Below are 22,245 nucleotides of genomic sequence, written 5' to 3' on the forward strand. Positions count from 1 at the left end.
CTCGAATACGCGCCAGCTAGCCCGCACGACGCCCCTTGAAATACCCGGCGTTCGTCGTGTTCTGCTTGATGTTGGCCGTGTCGCCCTGCTCTGCAGGGTTGCCCACCGCCTTGGTGGATGACGTGTCCTTCTTGACCTCCACTCCGCCACCCGTGCCCTTGGGGCTGCGGTTGGCCGGCGGGATCGGCGGCATCTTGTGGTGACGTGACATGGTTACGCCTCCAACTGCTGTCGGTCTCTGACTCGCTTTGAACTGCGCGATGGGTCGTCCACGACGCGATCCGGGCGAGCAGGACAGCCTTAGCGCCTTCCCGATATCAGACGCCTCAACATTTTTTCAGCGATGCGACAGGGCCGCTTACTTGATTTTCGCAGGCGGCCTTCTCCGGACCGTCCGTGAGACCTGGCCTCGAAGACGGCGCCCCCGGCCTCGTGCTACCGGTCGGCGGCATCAAGGAGAAGGTGGTCGCGGCCGCGGCCTGACCCGTGTGATACTGCCGGTGCGCAACAAGCGCGACTGCGACGACATCCCCGCCGGCGCTCGCGCCAAGCTGGAGTTCATCCGGCTGGAGCGTCGACGATGCGATCACACGCCGCGGCAAGCGGTGATTGAACATCCCTCCATCCGTTTCGCATTTGCGAAGAAAGCGACGGCGCCTCGCGCACATACTACAGACGATTTTCCACTATGCAGGTATCGCGAAGTTGATAGTGTTCGACGATGACCGGCGATGGACAACAGGAGCGGCAACGAGCGCTGCTCGACAATATTCCTGACATGGCATGGCTCAAGGATCGCAAGTCGCGCTATCTTGCCGTCAACTCGGCCTATCTGAAAGTCGTCGGCCTGCCTGAACAAGAGGTGATCGGGAAAGCCCCATCGGAGGTATGGCCGCCCGAGATCGCCAATGTCTATCTGCGCACCGATCTCGCCGTCCTGAAGAGCGGCAGACGCCGGCGGTACGAGGAATCCCGTCCCGACAACAACGGCGAACTGCGTTGGTTCGAGACCATCAAAGCCCCCATCCGCAATGATGCCGGGCGCATCGTCGGGACCGTGGGCATCTCCCGCGATATCACCGAGCGAAGGGCGGCAGAACACGAGCTTCGCCGCTCCAGGTCGCAGTTGCGCGAGCTGTCCTCATACCTTCAGTCGGTCCGGGAGGAGGAGCGCACGAGAATCTCAAGGGAACTTCACGACGAGCTGGGTCAGACACTCACGGCGATGAAGATCCAGTTGACCTGGATCCGGGACCATCTGTTCTCGTCGCCAGACGTCCTGCGCCTCCATATCGACCGACTCGTTTCTGTCGCAGATCGTTCGGTGACCGACCTTCGACGCATAGCGGCCGACTTGAGGCCCATCATGCTGGACGAACTCGGTCTCGTCTCTGCGATCAAGTGGCTGACGCAGAACTCCACCGAGATGAGCGGGCTCGACGTCTCCCTGTCCTTTGATCGGGAGGATATTGCCTACAGCAAGGATGTGAGCACGGGCGTGTTCCGCATCGTCCAGGAATCACTCACGAATGCGCTCCGCCACGGACATGCGAGGCAGGTCGACATCAGCGCACGGCACGTCGCGGACGAGCTACAGCTCGAGATCGTCGATGATGGCCGCGGTATCGACAACGTGATATTGCCGCGCGATGGCTTGGGCCTCGTGGGCATGCGTGAGCGCGCCTTCTCCCTCGGAGGATCGATCGACGTTTCCGGCGCTACGTATAGCGGAACGCGCGTGTCGGTGCGCATTCCGCTCCACGTTTCCGAGGAAGTCCGGACCGGGCGATGACACGTCTCATCATCACCGACGACCACACGATCTTCCGCGAGGGATTGAAGCAGATTCTCGCGGATCAGGCCGATATTGATATCGTCGGCGAGGCGCGAAGCGGCGAGGAACTGCTGGGGCTGCTGGAAACGACGCCGTGCGAAATCGCGCTGCTCGATCTCTCCATGCCTGGAATCAGCGGGATTCCGCTGCTCCAGCTGCTCAAGGCCAAGCATCCAGGGATTCGCATCGTCGTCCTCAGCATGCATGAGGAGCATCAGTACGTCATCGAATCGCTGAAGGCCGGCGCCGCGGGATACGTCACCAAGAATAGCGCAAGTCATCAGCTGATCCAGGCAATCAGGACCGCTGCGCGCGACGAGATGTTTGTCAGCGCGGCGACGCGAGAAGCTGCCCGGCGCCCGCTGGTGGCGGAATTCCCGCATATCCGATTGACGAAACGCGAACGCGAAGTCTTCGATATGCTGGTTCTTGGACGCAAGATCACCGACATCGCCCGCAGGCTCAATCTGAGCATCAAGACCGTGAGCACCCACAAGGCGAACCTGATGGAAAAGATGGGGGCTGCGACGGTCGTCGACCTGGTTCACTACGCGCTCCGAAATCAGCTCGTCGAGTGATCTGCCCGACATTCCATCCGACCGGTTTTACGCGGCACTCCTGCAACCCCGGGGACGCCCCGGCAAGGAATTCACGCCGGCATTTCTAGGATTATTCCTAGCCGCCTCCTAGGAACCCACCGATTATCCCGCGGCAGGTTCTGCCCTAGGCTTCTCAACGCGTCGGGGAAACAAAAAGCAAAACTCCGACGAAGCCAGGGAGGAATCATCGATGGAAATGGTCGTTCGCCAGGTTCGGCTTAGCGACGAGCAGCCCCTCATGGATATCGGAATTCGCGGAGGGCGAATTGCGGCGATTGAGGAAAGCCTCGACAGGGTGGGTGAAGAGGAGATCGATGCGGAGGGCCGCGTCGCCATGCCTGGCTTCATCGAACCGCACCTGCATCTCGAAAAGGCGTTTGTGCATCGACGGCTGCCCGCTCGTTCGGGAACCCTGGAAGAAGCCATCCGGGTCACCGGAATCCTCAAGGCGAAGCAGGAGCGGAGCGATGTGCTGGAGCGATCGCGCAAGGTTCTGGACATGGCGGTCCGCAACGGCACGGTCTTCGTTCGCGCCCATCCGGATGTCGACCCGATCCAGGGACTGATCGGAGTCGAGACCGCTCTGGAGCTGAAGGACGAGTACAAGGATCTGCTCGATCTGCAAATCGTTGCCTTTCCCCAGGAAGGCCTGCTGAAGACCGCGGGCGTGATCGATCTCATGGAGCAGGCCATAGCGATGGGCGCCGACGTGGTCGGCGGCTGTCCCTATAACGAGCTGAGCTGGGACGATACGTGCAAACATGTCGACAAGGTGTTCGATCTGGCCTTGAAGCACGATCTCGACATCGACATGCACGCCGACTTTGCCGACGACACCGACGACAGGCGCTTCGCCGCGGCGGAATACATCGCGCGAAAAACCATCGATACGAATTATCGAGGCAGGGTCGCGCTGGGCCACATGACGAGCCTTGGTGCTCTGACGTCCGAACAGGCGAAGCCGGTCATTGATCTGCTGCGGGAAGCGGACATCACCATCGTCACGCTGCCCGCCACGGACACCTATCTCGGCGGCCGGAAGGACGACGCGCGGCCACGTCGTGGCCTGGCACCGGTGCGCGCGTTGCACGCCGCCGGCGTCAATGTTGCCTACTCCTCGAACAATATCCGCAACGCCTTCACCCCTTTCGGGAAGGCCGACCCGCTTCAGATCGGCAATCTGCTGGCCCATCTTATCCAGTTTGGCACGCCCGAACATCAGCTCGAGGTTCTCAGGATGGGCACCTCCAACGCTGCGCGTGCGGTGGGGCTGTCCGATCAATACGGTCTGGCGGTGGGCAAGCCGGCGGACATCGTGATCTTCGACACGTTCGCCTTCGCGGATGTGTTGCTGGACATTCCGCCGCGCTCCTGGGTTCTCAAGCGCGGACGCGTGACGGTCGTTACCCGGCACGAGAGTCGAATCTGCAGGGAATGCGGCCACGCCCATTCGTGATGGGCGAGCCGTAGCGGAAGCCGAACAAACAAGCAAAAGCACCAAGCGAGGAAACCACACATGACAAAGCTGCCAGCCGAAGTTGTCGCGTCACTTCTAGCCGTCACCACGATCTTCATCAGCATGACCTCGTTCCACTTCCCGCCGTGGGCGATCTTCATCACCTGGGCGGGCACATTCGCGGCCGGCGGGCCTTCCATCGGCTTGTTGAAGAAGTTCTGGCCCACCATGATCATCGGCGGCATTTTCGCCTACATCATCGTGGTTTGCTTCAAGTTCTCGGCGCAGCACCTTACGGGGACTGCCCAGATCCTCGCCGAGTGCGTCATCCTGTTCGTCTTCAACGGCGCAATGATGCTGCTGGGACGCATTCCTGCCCTCAGCTTCGTCCCGGGAATGTTCTTCGGCTTCGCATCGTACTTCGCAACCGTGTTCGGCGGATTTGGGCCGGTACCGGGCGATCCGCTCGCCGCACTGGCGGCCTCGCTCCTGATGAATCTGCTGGGACCGATCTACGCCTGGCTGACGGCGCACTTCGGAGCTCACCACCATCATGCCGAAACCGCAGATCAGCGCCTGCCTGAGGTTGTTCCCTCCCGACAGGCGTGACGTGCGGAAATCATGCTCAGGCAAAAGGGGCCGGGATCGTGGTGCGATTTTATGAAATCGCATCACGATCCGGAAAGTGCCGGCCGCTCCTTGTTTGCGAGTGAATCGAAAGAACACGATGAATCTCCATGTCGATAAAACCTCCGCTCGATCTGACGGCGCTGCCGAGGCAGCACCGGGATCGCTGACAGCCCGCTCGACCCATGGCATGGTGACGAGCCCGCACGGGCTTGCCACCGAAGCAGGTCTCAAGGTGCTCCGTGACGGCGGCAACGCCATGGAGGCGGCGATCGCCGTCGGAGCCGTGATCACGGTCACCTGCCCGCACTTCTGCGGAATTGGCGGCGATGCCATCTGGATCATCGCCGACCGCAGCGGGCGCAAGAATGTCCTTATGGGGCTCGGCCAGGCGGTGGAGCATCCGCCGAACTTCCAGAATGCGATCCCCTTCCGCGGTCCCGGCTCCACGATCGTCACGGCGGGTGCCGTCGACAGCTGGGAGCAGGCTCACGCCTATTCGAGGGCGCATTGGGGTGGGCAGTTCAGCTTCCCGTCGCTGCTGGATGCAGCGATCGGCTACGCCGAAAACGGCTTTCCGATCACCGCTTCACAGCTGTATTGGCTGGACTTCAGAAAGACCGAGGTGGACCGCTGGCCCAACTTCTGCGCGACGTTCATGCCGAATGAGCGGCGCCCCAAAGAGGGGGAGAGCTTTGCTCAGCCGAACCTGGCGCACAGTCTCAAGGCGATTGCCCGGCACGGCGCGCGGGAGTTCTACGAGGGAGAACTTGCCGCAAGGATTGCCAAAGGACTGGAAGCTGTCGGCTCTCCGGTGACCGCGAACGATCTTCGCAAGACACGATCCTCCCTCGAGCAACCGGTCAGCCTCGATTACCGGGGCTTCACGCTGCTCGCACCACCGCCGCCGACACAGGGCATTTCCACCCTCGCCATCATGGGGGTCTTGCGCGAATTCGACCTCGGCAAAATTCCTGAAGGCAGTGCAGACTACTACCATCTGTGTGTGGAAGCGGTGAAGCAGGCGTTCCTGGACCGCCCCCGCATTGCGGACCCGGATTTTACCCCGCAACCGCCTGACCAATGGCTGGCTCCCGACCACCTCAAGCGCAAGGCGCAATCGATCAAGATGGACCGCGCGCTCGACTGGCCGCATCCGTTCAAGACCGGCGACACGGTCTACTTTGCGGTCACCGACCGGTTCGGGCACAGCGTCAGCGTCCTGCAAAGCACCTATTACGACTGGGGCAGCGGCATCGTGGTCGGGGATACCGGCATTCTCTGGCAGAATCGGGGAGCCGCATTCAGCCTTGATCCGCGCAGCCCGAACGTTGTTCGCGCCGGGAAGCGCCCGTTCTATACGCTTAATCCAAGCATGGTCCTCAAGGAGGGTACGCCATACGCTCTTTGCGGCACGCAAGGAGCCGACGGGCAGCCGCAAACGCTGGCAGTGCTGCTCACGCGCCTCTTGGACTATCGCCTCGATCCACAGGAAGCGCTGTCGCGCCCGCGTTTCCTGCTTGGCAAGACATTCTCGGACCAGCGCGACAGCCTCAAGCTCGAGGCCAGCGTCAGCGGCGACGCACTCGATGATTTGGCCAGGCGCGGCCACAGTCTCGCGACGATCCCCGCGCTTAGCCCGCTGGCCGGGCAGGCTGGAGCCATCGTGATACATGACGATGGCACGATCAAAGGCGCACACGATCCGCGTGGCGACGGTTGCGCCATCGGACTTTAGGGTGGGATTTTAGGCGCTCGCGTTACTCCGCCGCCGACCGGAACTCGGCCTTTTCGGCGCGCACCGCGCAGAACTTGAATTCCGGGATCTTGCCGAACGGGTCGAGCGCCGGGTTGGTCAACAGGTTCGCCGCCGCCTCCGCGTAGCAGAACGGCATGAACACCATGTTCTCCGGCACGTCGCGGTCGGCGCGCACCTTGACCTCGACGGCGCCGCGGCGCGTCTCGAGGCGGATGAAGTCGCCCGGAGCGAGCCCCTTCTTCCGCATGTCCTTCGGCGTCATGAACGCGACCGCTTCGGGCTCGATCTGGTCGAGCACCTGGGCGCGACGCGTCATCGAGCCGGTGTGCCAATGTTCGAGCACGCGTCCGGTCGACAGCACCATCGGATACTCTGCGTCGGGCAGCTCGTCCGGCGGGATCACCTTGGCCGGCACGATCTTGCCGCGGCCGCTCTCGGTCGGGAAGCCGGTGGTGAAGATGATCTCATTGCCCGGCTTGTCCGGATCGTCGACCGGATAGGTCACCGCGCCCTCGCGGACCAGGCGCTCCCATGTGATGTTCTTCAGGGACGGCATGAGCTGAGCCATCTCGGTGAAGACCTCGCCCGGGCCCGCATAATTCCAAGGCAATCCCATCCGCTTGGCGATCTCCTGGATAATCCAGAGATCCTGCCGCGCATCGCCCGGCGGCCTGATCACTTCGCGCGCCAGCTGCACGCGGCGATCGGTGTTGGTGAAGGAGCCGGACTTTTCGGCGAACGCCGAGGCCGGCAGGATGACGTCGGCGTGGAACGCCGTCTCGGTAACGAACAGGTCCTGCACCACGAGGTGATCGAGCATGGCCAGCGCGCCGCGCGCGTGCTGCAGGTCCGGATCCGACATCGCCGGATTCTCACCCTCGACATACATGCCGTGGATTTCGCCGGCATGGATCGCGTTCATGATCTCGACGACGGTCAGTCCGCGGACCGGATCGAGCTCCTGCCCCCACAGCTTTTCGAAGGCGCCGCGCATGTCGTCACGGCCGACCGGCTGATAGTCCGGCAGGAACATCGGGATCAGGCCGGCGTCGGAGGCGCCCTGCACGTTGTTCTGCCCGCGCAGCGGATGCAGCCCGGTGCCGGGGCGTCCGACCTGGCCGGTGATCAGGGCCAGCGCGATCAGGCAGCGCGCATTGTCGGTGCCGTGGACATGCTGGCTGATGCCCATGCCCCAGAAGATGATCGACGACTTGGCACGCGCGTAGGCACGCGCCACCTCGCGCAGCGTCTCCGCGGGAATGCCGCAGATCGCCGACATCTTCTCGGGCGTGAAGTCGACGATCTTGGCCTTGAGGTCTTCGTAGCCCTCGGTATAGCCGGCGATGTACTGCTCGTCAGTCAGGCCTTCGGTGATGATCGTGTGGATCATCGCGTTCAGCATCGCGACGTCGCTTCCGGGCTTGAATGCGAGGTGCTGCGTGGCGTGGCGCGACAGCGTCTGCCGGCGCGGATCCATCACATACAGCTTCGCGCCGCGCTTGGCGGCGTTCTTGATGAAGGTCGCGGCGACCGGATGGTTCACGGTCGGATTGGCGCCAATCACCCAGATCACTTCCGCGTCGGCCGCGGCCGCGAACGGCGCCGACACCGCGCCGGAGCTCAATCCCTCGAACAGGGCTGCCACCGACGAGGCGTGACACAGCCGCGTGCAGTGATCGACATTGTTGGAGCCGAAGCCGGTGCGGACCAGCTTCTGGAACAGATAGGCCTCCTCGTTCGAGCCCTTGGCCGAGCCGAACCCGGCGAGCGCCTTGGCACCCTTTACGTCGCGGATTTTCCGCAAGCCCGCCGCAGCAAGATCGAGCGCCTCTTCCCACGTCGCCTCGCGGAAATGGGTGTAGGGATTGGCCGGATCAACCTGGTCGTTGGCGTCCTTCTTGACACCCGGCAGCCGCACCAGCGGCTTGGTCAGGCGATTGGGGTGATGGATGTAGTCGAAGCCGAAGCGGCCCTTGACGCAGAGCCGGTTGTGGTTGGCCGGGCCGTCGCGGCCTTCCGCATAGATCACCTTCTCGTCCTTGACTTGGTAGGTGACCTGGCAGCCGACGCCGCAATACGGGCACAGCGAATCCACCTCGCGATCCGGATAGGTGACGCGGGTCTGCTTGTCGTCGAGCATCACGGAGGGCATCAGCGCGCCGGTCGGGCAGGCCTGCACGCATTCGCCGCAGGCCACGCAGGTCGACTCGCCCATCGGGTCGTCGAAGTCGAATACGATTTTCGAGCCGTGACTACGATAAGCCATGCCGATGACGTCGTTGACCTGGACCTCGCGGCAGGCGCGCACGCACAGGCCGCACTGGATGCAGGCGTCGAGATTGACCCGCATCGCCGGATGGCTGGCGTCGGCGGTCCAGCGCTCCGCCGCCGGAAAGCGGCTTTCCGTGACGCCGGTCTTCTCCGCCCAGTGCCAGAACTTGGAATCCGGATCGTGCGAGGTCTCGCGCGCCGGCTGGTCGGCGACCAGGAGCTCCATCACCATCTTCTGCGCCGCGACGGCGCGCGCGCTCTCGGTCTTGACCTTCATGCCGACCGACGGCGTACGCTTGCAGGACGCCGCCAGCACGCGCTCGCCCTCGATCTCGACCATGCAGGCGCGGCAATTGCCGTCGGGCCGGTAGTCCGGCGCCGGCGAGTAGCAGAGATGCGGAATCTCCTGCCCGCCGCGCTTGGCGACCTGCCAGATGGTTTCGCCCGGATTGGCCTCGACCTGCTTGCCGTCGAGCTCGAACGTGATCTTCGTCATTCGGCAGCTTCCTTGAACTCGTCGGGGAAGTATTTGATCACCGATGTCAGCGGATTGGAGGCGGCCTGGCCAAGGCCGCAGATCGACGCATCGCGCATCGCCTGGCTCAATTCGTCGAGCAGGGCCCGGTTCCAGACCGGCCGCTCCATCAGCTGCGCCGCCTTCTGGGTGCCGGCGCGGCACGGCGTGCACTGGCCGCAGCTCTCGTCCTCGAAGAAGCGCATCAGGTTCAATGCCGCGAGGCGAACGCTGTCCTGCTGCGACAGGATCACGATCGCCGCCGAGCCGATGAAGCAGCCGTATTTCTCCAGCGTGCCGAAATCGAGCGGGATGTCGTCCATCGAAGCGGGCAGGATGCCGCCCGATGCGCCGCCCGGCAGATAGGCGTGGAAGACGTGGCCGTCGGCCATGCCGCCGCAATATTCGTCGATCAGTTCGCGCACCGTGATGCCGGCGGGTGCGAGCTTCATGCCGGGATTCCTGACCCGGCCGGAGACCGAGAAGCTGCGCAGCCCGTGCCGCTCATGACGACCATGGCTCTTCCACCATTCAGCGCCCTTCTCGACGATGTCGCGCACCCACCACAACGTTTCGACATTGTTGATCAGCGTCGGCAGGCCGAACAGGCCGACCTGGAACGGGTAAGGCGGCTTGTGACGCGGCAGGCCGCGCTTGCCCTCGATGCTCTCCAGCAGCGAGGATTCCTCGCCGCAGATATAGGCGCCGGCGCCGCGGCGCATGTGCAGCTTCGGGCCGCCCGCAGGAAGTTTTGCGATCTCGCGTTCGAGGATTTCGCGGGCGGCCGGATATTCGTCGCGGATGTAGATGTAGACCTCGGGCGCGTCGACGATATGCGCGCCGATCAGCATGCCCTCGAGGAAGCGATGCGGATCGGTCTCGAGATAGTAGCGATCCTTGAACGTGCCGGGCTCGCCCTCGTCGCCGTTGACGGCCATCAGCCGCGGGCCGGGCTCGCCGAGCACCGCGCGCCATTTGCGCCCGGTCGGAAAGCCAGCGCCGCCGAGCCCGCGCAGGCTGGCATCATCGAGCGATTTGAGCAGGTCTTCCTTGGCGAGCTCACCTGAGCGCAGCTGGTTGAGCAGTTGGTAGCCGCCGTCCGCGACATAGGCATCATAGCCGATCGTGGTCGGCAGATGCGCATGGGTGTCGCCGGCCTTCGCTGCCGCCAGCACGTTGTCGACGGTCGCATGGTCGATGAAATTGTGACCGACCTCGGCGGCGGGCGCGGTGTCGCAACGCCCGACGCAGGGCGCGCGCACAACGCGAATGCCGGGGCCCGCCTTGTCCTTGAGTTCTTCGAGCAATCGCTCCGCGCCCAGCATCGCGCAGGTGAGCGAATCGCAGACCCGGATCGTCAGCGGCGCGATGTCGGGCTCGCCCTCCTTCACGATGTCGAAATGCGCGTAGAAGGTCGCGGTCTCGAACACCTCGGCGAACGACAGCTTCATCTCGTCGGCAAGGGCCGCGAGGTGCGCCGCCGAGATCTGGCGATAAGTGTCCTGGATCAAATGCAGGTACTCGATCAGCATATCGCGCTGCCGCGGACGGTCGCCGAGCAGCTGCTCGACCTCGTGGGCGGCGGTCGGATCGACCTGGCGGCCCTTGGGCGTGGCCTTGGCGCGCTTCCGCCCGGCACCCGGGTGCTCGAAATTGCGGACCTTGTGAACGTCATCCGTCGTCATCAGGGCGTCTCGTTTCCTGCTGCCAGATCAATAGTCTAGCCGTTGGCATGCCAGATGCCAACTAAATTCGAAGCATTCCAAACAGCATTAAGGGCATGCAGCCGGCGCTGTCACGCCCCTTGAAACCAACCCATTGCGGAACGGGCGGTTCTCACGTCTTGCCCATGCACTCCTCGATGTAGAACCAGCGGTCGTCACCGGTCAGCCCCTTCGACTTCACCTCGGCGCGGCAGGCCTTGAGCTTGGGCTTGTTGGCGCGCCACTGTGCCTTCATGGCCTTCAGCTTCTCCATCGTCAGCTTGATCTTCGACGGCTTGGCCGTGGTGGCGGCCGGTGCCGAGGCGGCCGGCGCCGCGGTCTGGGCCGAGGCGGCATGAAGCCCTATGGCGAGCAGCGCGGCGGCAAGGCAAATCCGGGTGCGAAACATCAAAATCCCCCAATCCTTTTTCTGTTCATTGAATAAAGCGAACGCCGCAGGTGCCGGGAACCGGCAACCCGCGGCGATGATGGTCGCGGTTAGAGGATTTTGACTGCGCTGAGCAGCGTCATGTAGATGCCCCAAGCCAGCGGAATGCCGACGAACAGCCAGAACAGCGCTGCCCTGCCGTCCAGACCGCCCTTGCCGATGCCGAACGATCCGGTCGCACCATTGCCACCGGTCGCCGTCGCCGCCTGCAACTTCGCCACGTCGGCATCGCTCATGTGCCACTTCGGATCGACCGGCTTGATCAAATAGTTGCAGATGAAGCCCGCGATCAGCATGGCGCACAGGATGTACATCGTGGTGTTGTAGAGCTGGTCGCGCGGCACGCCGGCGGCCAATTGGAATTCGCGGAGATAATTCACCACGACGGGGCCGATGATGCCTGCAGTCGACCACGCCGTCAGCAGCCGGCCATGGATCGCGCCGACGAACTGGGTGCCGAACATGTCGGCAAGATAGGCCGGCACCGTGGCGAAGCCGCCGCCATACATCGACAGGATGATGCCGAAGCCGAGCACGAACAGCAGCTTCGAGCCCATCGCGGCGAAGGTCGGCGCCAGCGCGTAGAGCACGATGCCGAGCACGAAGAACGTGTAATAGGTGTTCTTGCGGCCGATCTTGTCCGACAGCGAGGCCCAGAAGAATCGGCCGCCGATGTTGAACAGCGACAGCAGGCCGGCGAAGCCCGCGGCGATCGCCGCGATCTGCGCCTTCTGCGAGGCGTCGAGCGCGTTGAAGCCGACATTGGGCAGCCCGATCAGCTTGCCGGCGAAGATCTCCTGCAGCATCGGCGAGGCCATGCCGATCACGCCGATGCCGGCCGACACGTTCAAGCACAGCACCCACCAGATCAGCCAGAACTGCGGCGTCTTGTGCGCGTTATCGAGGTGCACGTTCTTGGTCGAGATCATCGCGTTGGCCTTGGCCGGCGGCGTCCAGCCCTCCGGCTGCCAGCCAGACGGCGGCAGGCGGTAGCGGAACGCGCCGATCATCATGAACACCAGATAGATCAGGCCCATGGTCAAGAAGGTTTCCCAGACACCGACCGAGGTCGGCGTCTTGAAATAGTTCATCAGGAGATTGGCGAGCGGTGCGCCGATCATGGCGCCGCCGCCAAAGCCCATGATGGCCATGCCGGTCGCCATGCCGCGGCGGTCGGGAAACCATTTCACCAGCGTCGACACCGGCGAGATGTAGCCGAGACCGAGCCCGATGCCGCCGATCACGCCGGAGCCGAGCCACATCAGCCACAATTGATGGGTGATGATGCCGATCGCGCCCAGCACGAGACCGCCGCACCAGCACAGCGCGGCGACGAAGCCGGCCTTGCGCGGCCCAACCCGCTCGAGCCAGCCGCCCCACAGCGCGGCGGAGACGCCGAGCACCACGAAGAACAGGGTGTACATCCAACCCATGCTCGCGACCTTCCAGTCGCAGGTGGTCGTGAACAATTCCTGGAACAGCGAAATGTCCGGGCATGCCTTCGGCGCGGTCAGGCCGATCGCGCGCGACAGCGGCAGCCAGAACACCGAGAAGCCGTAGGCCATGCCGATGCACAGATGGATGCACAGCGCGGCCGGCGGCACCAGCCAGCGATTGAAGCCGGCGGCCGCGATCGTGTGTTCCTTGTCGAGGAAACCTGCGCCTGCAGCCGATACGCGTCCGGCGCTGCTCATCGTCGTCATTGAAACCTCCCTGCAGCCGCCGTTACATCAGGCGTTCTGCCGTGTTCGATCCCGTCCCATCCCTTTGCGGCGCAATCATCACATTGCTCCGCGCATTTCCTGCATGCGCCGGGATCAGCCACGCGCATTCCCGAAATGCCAACCCCCAACACGGCCGGATATGCCCCGGTCGCGCGGCCCGCTCTGAACGTTAGGCCTGCCCTGTATTGCCCCACGCGCCCTGATCCGGGCACGACTTGATCTCCACAACCCGGTGGAGATTATCAATTCGCGCAGAATGGAAAATAGGTGTCGATTGGCAAAAGGTAGATATCAAGCTGCATCTAGCGCGCACGCGGCGATGCAGCATTTGAATTATCTATCGTGCCATTTGCTTTCTCGATCAAAAAAACGATGCGAACGTCGCTTCGTTCGGTGATCTCGACCTTGTCGCCGGTCTCCCGAATGAGATTCGGGATGTCGATCACCGAAAGCGGATCGGTGCAGTGCACTTCGAGGAAATCGCCCGCCGTCACGCTCTTCAGCGCCTTGCGCGTCTTCAGCGCGGGCAGCGGGCATTTCAGGCCGGTGAGATCGAGCTTTGTCGTGGTCATGATTCGACCATGGCGGAGCCGACTTATATCGTCAACGCAGGTTGCATCGTCAACGCGCCCTGCATCGTCAACGCGGGGCGCGCTCACATCAGGCTTGCATAGGACAGGAAGCCGACCGTCTGGCCGGGCTCAACGCGCGTCAGCTGCTCGCCCAATTCGACCAGCCCGTCGGTATCGACCAGCGACGACAGCAGGCCGGCGCCTTCGCGCGGAAACTTGACCGCCTCGCGCGCGCCGTCCACCGCCTGACGCAGGCTGACGCGGACATATTCGCGCCGCGCGATCTTCTTCTTGTAGGCAAAGGCCGCGCGCACCGGCAGCGGCACCAGCGGCTCCTGCCGCGCGCCCATCAGCGCCAGCACGGTCGGCCGCACCACATGCACGAAGGTCACGAAGCTCGCCACCGGATTTCCCGGCAATCCGATCAGTGGCGTGCCGTCGATGATGCCCATCGCCACCGGCCGCCCCGGCTTGATCGCCATCCGCCACAGCACGAGCTTGCCGACCGCCTCGACTCCGGCCTTGACGTGATCCTCCTCGCCGGTCGAGACCCCGCCGGTGGTCAGGATCAGGTCGTGCGCACCGGCAACGTCGCGCAGCGCGGAGGCAAGTGCTGTGCGCTCGTCGCGCAGGATCCCGAGATCGCTGACCTCGCAGCCGAGCCGGCGCAGCATCGCCATCAGCATGAAGCGGTTGGAGTCGAACAGCTGCGGCGGCGCGCGGTGATCGCCGGGTGAGACCAGTTCGTTGCCGGTGGAGAACACCGCAACCCGCAGCCGCCTGACCACGGTGAGATCGGTCAGCCCCAGCGCCGCCGCGAGCGCGACATGCTGCGGCCGCAGCCGCTGCCCTTCCTGCAGCGCAACATGCCCGAGCGGAATGTCCTCGCCGGCCGGGCGGACATTGGCGCCCGGCTTCAGCCCCGCCGGCAGCACGACATTGCCGTCCTCGAGCCGGACATCCTCCTGCATGAACACGGTGTCGGCGCCCTCGGGCATCGGCGCGCCGGTGAAGATACGCATCGCCTCGCCGCGCTTCACGGAGGCCTGCGCCGACGCGCCGGCCTGCACGCGGCCGGACAACGGAAACGCCTGCGCCTCGCTCGTCGGCAAGTCGGCGCTCGCCACCGCATAACCGTCCACCGCGGAGTTGGTGAAGGGCGGCAACGGCAGCGGCGCTGCGATGTCACCGGCGAGCACGCGGCCATCGGCCGCCGCAAGCCGCACGGTCTCGACATCGGACACCCTGCTGACGCGTGCGGCGATCAGGCTCACCGCCTCGTCCACCGACATCATCGGTCCGCCAAAGGCAAAGCAATCGTCGGACAGTTGCGCCATTCCGCCTCGTCAAAGTGAAATGAGATGAGCTCGCGTTACAACCGCAGCGGGATTGTGCTCCCTCTCCCGCCTGCGGGTGGGGGGCCACCACGAGTCACATTGTGGAAAGAGCCCCCACCCGCATCGCATCTCGCGATGCGATGCGACCTCCCCCGCAAGCGGGAGAGGTGATGCGAATTCGTGGACAGGGCGATCCGACCAAAGGTCATCACACTTCAGCTCCCGGCCGAAGCCACAGCCAGCACGTCGTCGACCGCGATCGCGGATCGCAGCATCAAGGCCGCGACCTCCTCGATATCGTCGAGATGGGCGATCGGCAGCGACGTTTCAACCGCAACATCGCTGGCGATGCCGACCACGCTCGCATCGTCGGGAAACAGCAGCGGCTTGCCGTTGGCCGCGCGATGCACCTCGATCTTGTTGACCGGCTCGCGCTTGAACCCCTCGACCACGACCAGATCGACCGGCGCCAGCTTGGCGAGCAGCTCCGGCAGGCGCGGCTCGGATGCCCCGCGCAGCTCATGCATCAGCGCCCAGCGCCGCGTCGAGGACACCAGCACCTCGGTCGCGCCGGACTGCCGGTGCACCCAGGAATCCTTGCCCGGCACATCGACATCGAATTCGTGATGGGCGTGCTTGATCACGGAGACGCGAAGGCCGCGGCCAAGCAGATACGGGATCACCCGCGACAGCAAGGTGGTCTTGCCGGCACCGCTCCATCCCGCGAGGCCAATCACTTTCATTGCAGTCTCCCTACCGGCCGGAACCGGGGACTAGGCATCAGCTCTTGACGCTTTATATCGGCTGTGAGCCGTTGTCATGCTAGCCTGACCAACATGATGAAAATCGAGAAAGCGCCTGTTCCCCTGATCGTCCCCAATCCGGACGATCCGCGCCTGACCGAGCGCGTCACGGGCACCGACCAGACCGGCGCGGCGGTCGAGATCAGGGTGCCGGTGGAGCGGCCACTGACGCTGTATCTCAACGCGCAGGAGATCGTCACCATGATGACGATCGGTGACTATCCGGAATATCTGGCGCTCGGCTATCTCCTGAACCAGAACATGCTGAAATACGACGACGTCGTCACCGAGGTCGAGTATCACGACGACCTCGACGTCGTGGTCGTCCGCACCGAGCACAACACCAATTTCGAGGCGAAGCTGAAGAAGCGCACCCAGACCTCGGGCTGCGCGCAGGGCACCGCGTTTGGCGACCTGCTCGAGGCGGTCGAGAGCGTCGCGCTGCCCAAGGCCGAGCTGCGCACCTCCTGGCTCTACCAGATGACGCACACCATCAACACCATGCCCTCGCTCTATCTGGAGGCAGGCGCCATCCATGGCTGCGTGCTGTGCAAGGAAGGCACGCCGGTGTGCTACACCGAGGACGTCGGCCGTCACAACGCGGTCGACAAGATCGCGGGCTGGATCTATCGCCATGGCGTCGATCCCGCCGACAAGATCCTCTACACCACGGGACGGCTGACCTCGGAGATGGTGATCAAGACGGTGCGGATGGGAATCCCGATCCTGGTGTCGCGCTCGGGGTTCACCGCATGGGGCGTCGAGCTCGCGCGGCAGGTCGGGCTGACGCTGGTCGGGCGCACCCGCGGCAAGCGCTTCATTGCACTCTCCGGACAGGAGCGCATCGTATTCGACCAGAACCTCGACTATGTCGAGGATGAATCCGCGCGCCACAAACGCAAGGGCGAAGCGCGTGACGACTGACGTTATGACGCGCCTTGACCCGGCGCAGATTCCCGGCGTCCTGCTGGCGGGCGGCCTGGCGCGGCGCATGGGCGGCGGCGACAAGCCGATGCGCACGATCGGCGGCCGCACCATTCTGGAGCGCGTGATCGCGCGGCTGAAGCCGCAATGCAGCGAGCTGATCCTCAACGCCAACGGTGACCCCGCGCGGTTCGCGGCTTTCGCCCTGCCCGTGATCGCCGACACCGTGAAAGATTTTCCGGGGCCGCTCGCCGGCATCCTCGCGGCGCTCGACTGGTTCGCGGCGAACCGGCCTGAAGTGGCGCTGGTGCTGAGCGCGGCCGCCGATTGCCCGTTCCTGCCGCGCGACCTGGTGGCGCGGCTGCATCGGGCGCTCACCGACGAAAAGGCGCAGCTTGCGGTCGCGGCCTCCGACGGCCAATCGCATCCGGTGATCGGACTGTGGCGCGTCGACCTGCGCGACGAGCTCCGCCACGCACTGGTCGTGGAGGACATGCGCAAGATCGACCGCTGGACCGCACGTTACAGGCTCGCCACCGTGGCCTGGCCGACCACGCCGCTCGACCCGTTCTTCAACGCCAACACGATGGACGACATCGCGGACGCCGAGCGGCTGGCTGCGCTGGACGCGGCCGGCGCTCAATAAAACTGGGTCTTGGGGAATTCCTGCAGAAGCTGCGCCCAGATCACCGCGAACGCGATCAGGCCGCCGGCGCCGAGCGCCGCCGTGAACCGCGGCAACCGGCCGATCGCCACCATCAGCCAGGCCGGCAGGAAGAACAGGCCGAAGATCATGCCGAGCGGAATCACGGCAAGCCACTGAAAGCCGCTGCCGTCACCCGGCGCCACATGGGCGATGGCGTAGAAGATGTAGAGCCAGAACAGCGTGCCGGCCGCGGCAAGGACGGCGGCGATCCGGCGGAAATTGAGGGGCTGGGATGGCCTCATGGGATTGCTCATCCCCCTTGGTCGCAATCCTTGCCTGGCGAGTTCACTGACTGCCGGCCCGCCCCGGCTTGAACTGGTGCGCGACCGGCCGCGACAAACCGACATCGCAAGACCAAGCGGCCGGTGAGATGATCGACTTCCTCTGGGGTATCGTGGTTTTCATCTCGCGGGCGATCAATTTCGCCCTCGACATTGCGATCGGCTATATGACCGGATGAGGCGCCTCGCCGGCCAGATGACCGGCGCCGACAGGATCGTCGCCTTGCCTGATGACCCCAAGGCCAAGGTCGAAGGCCAAGGTCGCGGATAACGCGCGACGGCCGGATTGAGCGGCGGCCGCTCGCTATCCCGTAAGATCAGTCGATCCGTTGACTAACAGGCCGTCCCGGCTTGGCAAGCTTTGCCGATCGGCGCTCTCTCATCTCACGTCACGCGCCGTCTGACTATCAGCGGATATACCTCCAAGTTTCCAATGCACGGGGTGACCGGAAAACGATAACGTACATCGCAGGAGTAGCACCTATGCCTCGCGCGCCTTCGATCGTGCCGCATCAAATCGACCACGACACCTATCTGGTGCTGAACGATTTTGGCCGGCTTGGCCGTGCCTGGTGCGAAACCGACGAAGGCACTGACCGGAAAACGCTGATCCGCCGACTGCTGGAGGACCAGTACAGCCATCCGGTCCGCATCGTGGCCTTCAACACCAACGAAGGATGGTCCCGCGACGTGACGACCGATATTGCCGACGAGCTTCGGCGCCGTTTCGTCGAATATGATGAGGTCCCGCGCTCGGTGCTGGAGTTCGTCGAGATGGCCATGCGGCACTGAGCCGGATCCGCAACCGCAACGCCGATGCCCGCCGGCGTCGCGAGGGCCCGGCGCGTGTGCGCCAAAACAGTAATTTTCATAGCAATTTCAACTCGGTACACCCTGTCCAGCCCTCGGCGAGAAAATAATTCTGTTTTCACGAACAATGAATCGGGTGTAGAGTGCGCCCGTCTCACCCGATCGAGGGGCGCTTCGCGATCGTCACGGGTGTTGTGGTGAGATGCGGTGGACGCGGAATGCGCCAATCGACGAATGCGCATGAAGCGGACGGTGAAGTCGTGTGGTCCTGACGCCCTAGCGGCCGGTGTCCCCTTGTAGAACGCGTAGCGTTCTTACGATGGCGGTGACAAAAAAGCCCAGTCTCGCCGGGGAGAGCACGAAATAATCCGTAAGCCATCGCGCAGGGAAAGCCGGATTGCTCCGGTTACACCTGTGGTCCTACCCCCGAGCTTTCTACCTTTGCTCGGCCCATGGGTGCAATCGGCACCCGGCTTTCCCTGCGCCCTCTACAAGAGAGAGGGTGAAACGAACAGCAAAGCTCGGGCAGAACATGTCGCGAGAACGCGGAAGTTTGTCTCACAAGCGGCACCACACACTCAGTGTCGTCCCGGCGCAGGCCGGGACCCATAACCACAAATGCCGATTGTTATCCACCGCTGGAACGACGAGTCCCGGGAGCCACATCTGCCGCGGCGTATGGGTCCCGGCCTTCGCCGGGACGACGGCGGTGATTACTGCGGCGTTCTTGACCATACCATGCAGACGCCGACAATTGCCGCTACGCCGGCCTGAACCCCGCCTCGATCAACGCGGCGCGGGCTTCGTCCGACGCCAGCGCGTCGAGAAAGGCCTGCACCGCGGGCCGCTGCTTGCGCGCCGTGACCAGCGCGAAGTCGTAATGCTCTTCGGCCAGCGGAATGAAACCGAGCCCGGATGCTGCCGCGACCGGCGCGATGGTCATGCCCCAATCGGCGCGATGCTGCGCCACTGCGGCCGCAACCGCATTGTGCGAGCGCGGCTGATTCCAGTAGCCGTCGGGCCGGCTGCCTGCCAGCAGGCGATCGATCAGGATGCGGGTGCCGGCGCCCTGGTTGCGGTTGACCATGATGCAGGCGGGATCGGCGAGCGCTGCGCGCACCGCCAGCTGCGCGCTCAAGCCGGCAAAACGCTCGTCGTCCTTGCGGAACACGATGCCCTGCATGCGCCGCCAGCCCGGCACCAGCTCGAGGCCGTCGGCAAGATACGGCGTGTTGTAGGTCTCGGTCTTGTCGTCGAACAGATGGATCGGGGCGAGATCGCATTCGCCGCGCTTGGCGGCCGCGAGCCCGCCGAGGCTGCCGACCGCGATCGAACGCACCACAAGGCCGGCATGCGCCAGCGGTGCGGTGACGAGATCGAGGCCGGTGCAATGGCTGCCCACGATGACGAGATCAGGCACCCGGACATGCGGCGTGAACAGCGTCACCTCGGCCTCGCTGCCGGCCGGCAACTGGTCGGCAAGCGCCTCGATCCTCAGGAAGCCATCGGCCTGCGCAAAAGAGGTGATCGCGCCCGACCCCTTGCCGCTCGGATAGGCGATCAGGCCGTCGGCGCCTTCGACCAGCGACACCATCACGAACTCGGTCCGCCCGAGCTCGGAGGCGATGCGCACCGGCACCTTCGCCGCCACCTTGGCGTCCGGCCGCGGCGGCAGGCCGGCCATCCGCCGCAGCACCGGCACGATCATGTCGTGGAAGGTGAACATCGCCGAAGTCGGAAAGCCCGGCAGGATGACCACCGGCTTGCCGTCGCAGACCGCAAGGCACAGCGGCTTGCCCGGCTTCAGCGCCACGCCATGCGCGATGATGCCGGGCTTGCCGAGCCGGGCGATGATCCGATGCGAGACGTCGCCCGCGCCCTTCGAGGTGCCGCCCGACAGCACCAGCATGTCGCTCTCCGCCAGCGCCGTGCGCATCGCGGCTTCGAGCAGGGCCTCGTCATCGGCGATTGCGCCGAGAAAATGCGCGTCACCGCCATTCTCGGCAATCGCCGCGGTGACGATCGCGCCATTGGTGTCGTAGATCGCGGCCGGCCGCAGCACCTCGCCCGGCTGCACCAGTTCGTCGCCGGTCGAGAGGATCGCAACGCGCGGACGGCGCACCACCACGACCTCGGCGATGCCGCAGGCCGCGAGCATGCCGATCTCGCGCGAACCGATGATGGTTGCCGCGCGCAACAGCGCCTCGCTGCGTGCGATGTCGGAGCCGGCATAGGACACGAACTGCCCGGGCGATGCCGCGCGCCGGACCTCGATGGCGCCATCGCCGGCGGGTTGGGTGTGCTCGACCATCACGATCGCATCCGCGCCGCGCGGCACCGGACCGCCGGTCGCAATCGCGGTCGCGGTGCCCGGCAGCACCGGCCGGGTCGGCGCGGTCCCGCAGGAAATGGTCTCGCCGTTGAGCGCGAGGCGCGCCGGCACAGCTTCGCCCGCACGGACCAGATCGGCCGAGCGCACGGCAAAGCCGTCGACATTGGAGCGATCGAACGGCGGCACGTCGATCGGCGCCACCACGTCCTTCGCCAGCGCACGGCCGAGAGCATCGGCGAGCCGCCGCGTCTCGGACGGCAATTGGCGCGGGAACAGCGCCGTCTCGAAGCGCGCGAGCGCCTCCTCGCGCGCCAGGATGGTCAGGAACTGGTCCTGCTCGACGGACGGGTTGGGTTTCGGCGTGGACATATCGGTCATCTCGGGAACTCACTCCCGCAACATATAGGCATCGACGACCGTGCCCGCAGCAAAGCCCTCCGCGGATCCAGCCACGATCAGCACGGCTTCGGCGCGCGCGATGGCATCGAGCGAGAGCTCCCCGATCGCAAGCACAGCCCAGCAACCCTGCTGGCGCGTCAGCAGCACGACCTCGGCGATGCCGACGCTGGAAGCGATCTTGCGCGCCAGCGGCAACGCGAGCGTGTTGCGCGGGCGACGGCCCGACAGGCGATCGAGCACGGCAAGCGCAATGGCCCACCAGGCCGCGAACGCCTGATCCGGCGCGCCCGGCAAGGCGATGACCGGCGTCGTATCGATCCGTCCCACCGCCGTGGTGCGCCCGGGTTGCAGGGCAATGCCGTGCGCGATCAATTCGCCACGCGTCGCCAGAGCATTCACCGCAGCATCCGTGCGACCAACCCCGGTGCCACCGATCGTGATGATCAGATCACAGGCAGCTGCATCGAGCGCGTTGGCAATCGCCGTCACATCCGCCGCCGCCTCGGCGCAGAGGACCTCAGCACCCGCCAGGCGCGCGGTGTCAGCGATCAATTGCGCGCTCAGCTGAACGTTGGCGACGTTGACGATGCGAAGCCTTGGTCGTCGAACGCGCAACAGCTGCAGTCCGGCCGCTCGCGCGAGCAGGAGATCGCGCGGCAGCAGCGGCTCGCCCGCTGCGATCAACGTGCGCCCCCCGGCGATGTCGCTGCCGGCACGGCGGACGCCCTGCCCCGGGATGGCTTCGGCAAGCACCTGCGGCAGCGGGCCGGAGGTGTCGACGGCGTCGGCATCGACCACGCAATCGGTGCCCTCGGGCATCGCCGCACCGGCCTCGACCCAGACCGGAGGCTCGGCGAGTGGCAACGGCGCGTAGGACGACGCCCCGACCAGGTCATTGGCACGCATCGCCCAGCCGTCGCTGACGGCGACATCCTGCGGCGGATAGGCGCACAAGGCCTGCATCTCGGCGGCGATACAATGCAAGGCATCGGCCGGCGACAACGCGATCGGCTCGACCGGCGCGAGGTCGCGCAACACGGCGGCGAGTGCCGCATCGAGCGGGGCGAGCGAAGCCGGCAAGCGCTGGGTGGTGACCATGGCCCGCTATGGACTGAATCGGCGGCGAAAGAAACTGCCTCAGGCCGG

General features: G+C 64.8%; 19 protein-coding genes and 1 pseudogene. 9 read left to right on the forward strand and 11 right to left on the reverse strand.

The annotated features are described in order from the left end of the window. Positions 1-16: 16 nt before the first annotated feature. On the reverse strand, positions 17-211 hold the full coding sequence (locus K359_RS51510; RefSeq protein WP_035976334.1) for a hypothetical protein: 195 nt from the start codon (positions 209-211) through the stop codon (positions 17-19). Positions 212-426: 215 nt separating this feature from the next. On the opposite strand from K359_RS51510, the pseudogene K359_RS66160 reads away from it, so the two are divergent. From K359_RS66160 to K359_RS0109275, 6 genes and pseudogenes are all read left to right on the forward strand, one after another. Then, positions 427-575 (forward strand): annotated as a pseudogene (locus K359_RS66160) (S16 family serine protease); the annotation flags it as partial. Positions 576-721: 146 nt separating this feature from the next. Further along, entirely contained in the window at positions 722-1,792 is a 1,071-nt protein-coding gene (locus K359_RS0109255) for a PAS domain-containing protein (RefSeq protein WP_029079094.1), read from the forward strand. Continuing rightward, positions 1,789-2,412, forward strand: a complete 624-nt coding sequence (locus K359_RS0109260) for a response regulator transcription factor (protein ID WP_029079095.1) — start codon at positions 1,789-1,791, stop codon at positions 2,410-2,412. The genes K359_RS0109255 and K359_RS0109260 overlap by 4 nt, the downstream gene beginning before the upstream one ends. Positions 2,413-2,623: 211 nt before the next feature. Continuing rightward, positions 2,624-3,889 (forward strand): amidohydrolase family protein, encoded by a 1,266-nt coding sequence (locus K359_RS51515; protein ID WP_035976338.1) that lies wholly within the window; start codon positions 2,624-2,626, stop codon positions 3,887-3,889. Between the two features lie 60 nt (positions 3,890-3,949). Then, positions 3,950-4,498, forward strand: a complete 549-nt coding sequence (locus K359_RS0109270) for a DUF1097 domain-containing protein (protein WP_029079096.1) — start codon at positions 3,950-3,952, stop codon at positions 4,496-4,498. 208 nt (positions 4,499-4,706) lie between these two features. Further along, positions 4,707-6,254, forward strand: coding sequence for a gamma-glutamyltransferase family protein (locus tag K359_RS0109275; protein WP_029079097.1), 1,548 nt, complete (start codon positions 4,707-4,709; stop codon positions 6,252-6,254). Between the two features lie 22 nt (positions 6,255-6,276). Here the strand turns inward: K359_RS0109275 and fdhF are convergent, their stop codons facing one another. From fdhF to mobB, 7 genes are all read right to left on the reverse strand, one after another. Continuing rightward, positions 6,277-9,042, reverse strand: a complete 2,766-nt coding sequence (gene fdhF, locus K359_RS0109280; protein ID WP_029079098.1) for a formate dehydrogenase subunit alpha — start codon at positions 9,040-9,042, stop codon at positions 6,277-6,279. Next, positions 9,039-10,745 (reverse strand): NADH-ubiquinone oxidoreductase-F iron-sulfur binding region domain-containing protein, encoded by a 1,707-nt coding sequence (locus K359_RS0109285; protein ID WP_035976339.1) that lies wholly within the window; start codon positions 10,743-10,745, stop codon positions 9,039-9,041. Before K359_RS0109285 ends, fdhF begins: the two co-directional genes overlap by 4 nt. Positions 10,746-10,896: 151 nt before the next feature. Further along, positions 10,897-11,172: a hypothetical protein gene (locus K359_RS0109290; RefSeq protein WP_029079100.1), complete on the reverse strand. Its 276-nt coding sequence runs from the start codon at positions 11,170-11,172 to the stop codon at positions 10,897-10,899. A gap of 89 nt (positions 11,173-11,261) precedes the next feature. After that, on the reverse strand, positions 11,262-12,914 hold the full coding sequence (locus tag K359_RS0109295) for an OFA family MFS transporter (RefSeq protein ID WP_029079101.1): 1,653 nt from the start codon (positions 12,912-12,914) through the stop codon (positions 11,262-11,264). A 323-nt stretch (positions 12,915-13,237) separates the two neighbouring features. After that, positions 13,238-13,507: a sulfurtransferase TusA family protein gene (locus K359_RS0109300; protein WP_029079102.1), complete on the reverse strand. Its 270-nt coding sequence runs from the start codon at positions 13,505-13,507 to the stop codon at positions 13,238-13,240. An 83-nt stretch (positions 13,508-13,590) separates the two neighbouring features. Next, the gene (glp, locus tag K359_RS0109305; protein WP_029079103.1) at positions 13,591-14,844 is read right to left on the reverse strand and encodes a gephyrin-like molybdotransferase Glp; all 1,254 of its coding nucleotides are present in this window, start codon (positions 14,842-14,844) and stop codon (positions 13,591-13,593) included. 215 nt (positions 14,845-15,059) lie between these two features. Then, positions 15,060-15,587 carry a molybdopterin-guanine dinucleotide biosynthesis protein B gene (gene mobB / locus K359_RS0109310; RefSeq protein ID WP_029079104.1) on the reverse strand — a complete coding sequence of 176 codons (528 nt, stop codon included), beginning with the start codon at positions 15,585-15,587 and terminating at the stop codon, positions 15,060-15,062. Between the two features lie 93 nt (positions 15,588-15,680). Here mobB and K359_RS0109315 point away from each other — a divergent pair, with 93 nt between their 5' ends. Beyond that, the gene (locus tag K359_RS0109315; RefSeq protein ID WP_029079105.1) at positions 15,681-16,571 is read left to right on the forward strand and encodes a formate dehydrogenase accessory sulfurtransferase FdhD; all 891 of its coding nucleotides are present in this window, start codon (positions 15,681-15,683) and stop codon (positions 16,569-16,571) included. 4 nt (positions 16,572-16,575) lie between these two features. Next, positions 16,576-17,217: a molybdenum cofactor guanylyltransferase MobA gene (mobA, locus tag K359_RS0109320; protein ID WP_029079106.1), complete on the forward strand. Its 642-nt coding sequence runs from the start codon at positions 16,576-16,578 to the stop codon at positions 17,215-17,217. Here the strand turns inward: mobA and K359_RS0109325 are convergent. Continuing rightward, entirely contained in the window at positions 17,211-17,519 is a 309-nt protein-coding gene (locus K359_RS0109325; RefSeq protein WP_245284553.1) for a hypothetical protein, read from the reverse strand. The genes mobA and K359_RS0109325 overlap by 7 nt on opposite strands. A gap of 522 nt (positions 17,520-18,041) precedes the next feature. On the opposite strand from K359_RS0109325, the gene K359_RS0109340 reads away from it, so the two are divergent. Beyond that, entirely contained in the window at positions 18,042-18,350 is a 309-nt protein-coding gene (locus K359_RS0109340; RefSeq protein WP_029079108.1) for a hypothetical protein, read from the forward strand. A 778-nt stretch (positions 18,351-19,128) separates the two neighbouring features. Here K359_RS0109340 and K359_RS0109345 read toward each other — a convergent pair. Next, the gene (locus K359_RS0109345) at positions 19,129-21,078 is read right to left on the reverse strand and encodes a molybdopterin biosynthesis protein (protein ID WP_029079109.1); all 1,950 of its coding nucleotides are present in this window, start codon (positions 21,076-21,078) and stop codon (positions 19,129-19,131) included. A gap of 9 nt (positions 21,079-21,087) precedes the next feature. Further along, entirely contained in the window at positions 21,088-22,197 is a 1,110-nt protein-coding gene (locus tag K359_RS0109350; RefSeq protein ID WP_029079110.1) for a molybdopterin-binding protein, read from the reverse strand. Between the last annotated feature and the right edge of the window lie 48 nt (positions 22,198-22,245).

The sequence above is a fragment of the Bradyrhizobium sp. th-b2 genome, from assembly GCF_000426785.1.
In the GTDB taxonomy this organism is placed as follows: domain Bacteria; phylum Pseudomonadota; class Alphaproteobacteria; order Rhizobiales; family Xanthobacteraceae; genus Bradyrhizobium; species Bradyrhizobium septentrionale.